This is a genomic window from Paraburkholderia bryophila (genome assembly GCF_003269035.1).
Classification (GTDB): domain Bacteria; phylum Pseudomonadota; class Gammaproteobacteria; order Burkholderiales; family Burkholderiaceae; genus Paraburkholderia; species Paraburkholderia bryophila.
In genome coordinates this window covers 1-1,515 of the sequence record NZ_QLTK01000080.1, presented here as the reverse complement: position 1 = coordinate 1,515, position 1,515 = coordinate 1, and the positions used below count along the sequence as shown (strand labels likewise).

The window sequence follows — 1,515 nt, the reverse complement described above, 5'->3', positions numbered from 1 at the left end:
GGTTCTCACGCACCCACCAGCCGCATCGCCTTCATTGTCTTTTTAAAGCCCAGGATTCTCAGCACTCGCGTGAGATTGTAGGCGAGTACGTTCAAACTCATCTCGGTACCTACATTGGGTAGCCTGCGCGTCAGGAAGTGCGTATAGCCCATCCAGTGCTTGAACGTTCCGAAGACATGTTCTACCGTTCGCCTGCGTATCGTCATCGCGTCCGGCGTTTTGTCCAATCGACGTTGAACGCCTTCCAGCACAGATTCATGTTCCCAGCGGGTGATCCGCCGATAAGAACTTGGTGTGCATTTGGATTTCATGGGGCACTGCGGGCACGCACTGCTCCAGTAGCGGCGCAGTTGCATTCCGTGTTCCTCTCCAGTGAAGCGGTAAATTGCACGCTGACCAGCGGGGCATTTGTATTCGTCGTCCCGGGCAATGTAGACGAAGTCTGAGCGATCGAACCGACCATGATGTTTAGCGCTTGATGTCGTCGGTTTCGGCAGCATTACCGCGATCCCCGCATCCGCGCACTCCTTTATCTGAGTTCCGGTGTAGTAGCCACGATCGGCGACTGCCCGCAGCCTGGTCTTGCCCATCGCGTCGCGCGCAGCTTTTGCCATGGGGCTAAGCTGTGCCCGGTCACTGCCAGAGTTCGTGACCTCGTGAGCCACGATGAGATGGTGTTTGGCGTCAACGGCGACCTGCACGTTGTAGCCCACCATTCCCGATCCCTTGCCACTCGTCGCCATGGAGCGCGCGTCGGGATCAGTCATCGAGAGTTGGCCATCAGGCTGCGTCTTGAGTTGCTCCTTGATCTGATCGAGGTTTCGCATCTGCTCGCGCAAGCGTGCGATCTTGTCCTTCAATCGGGTCGTCTTTGCTTCCAGTTCAGCGGGTTGCGTACGATCGGCAGTCTCCAGCGCGTTCAGATACCGCTGGATGCTCTCCTCGATCTGCTTCTGGCGCTTGTCGACCTTACCTTCGGTGAAGTTGCGATCCCGCGTATTGACTGCCTTGAACTTGCTACCGTCAATGGCGACCAGCGCTTGCGAGAACAGCTTCAGCTCACGGCAGAGCATCACGAAGCGGCGACACACGTTGCGAATGCCGCCGCCGTTGTCACGACGAAAGTCGGCTATGGTCTTGAAGTCTGGAGCCAGTCGGCCCGTGAGCCACATCAACTCAACATTGCGTTGGCATTCACGTTCCAGGCGACGGCTCGATTGAACCCGGTTCAAATAGCCGTAGATATAGATCTTCAGCAGCACTGCTGGATGGTAGGACGGGCGTCCTGTAGTCGACGGCATTGCTCCATCGAAGCCCAGTGATGCAAGGTCAAGCTCTTCTACAAACGCCTCGACAATCCTGACCGGGTTGTCCTCTGCGACGAAGTCATCAAGGCACTCTGGAAGCAGAGTCACCTGCTTGCGATCTTCACCTTCTATGAATCGCTTCATCCGGTCACCCATGCTGAATGAGTTAATCCAGTTTAGGCGATCAGCGCGTTTTCACACAAGCTCG

1 protein-coding gene is annotated in these 1,515 nt (G+C 56.4%); it reads right to left on the bottom strand.

The window, feature by feature from the left end; all coding sequences use genetic code 11:
• Positions 1 to 5: 5 nt before the first annotated feature.
• On the bottom strand, positions 6 to 1,451 hold the full coding sequence (locus BX591_RS35835; protein WP_111936016.1) for an IS1182 family transposase: 1,446 nt from the start codon (positions 1,449 to 1,451) through the stop codon (positions 6 to 8).
• Positions 1,452 to 1,515 lie beyond the last annotated feature (64 nt).

Excerpts from the sequence above, each read along its gene's own strand:
- BX591_RS35835 (WP_111936016.1), bottom strand. The coding sequence starts at position 1,451 with ATGAAGCGATTCATAGAAGGTGAAGATCGCAAGCAGGTGACTCTGCTT.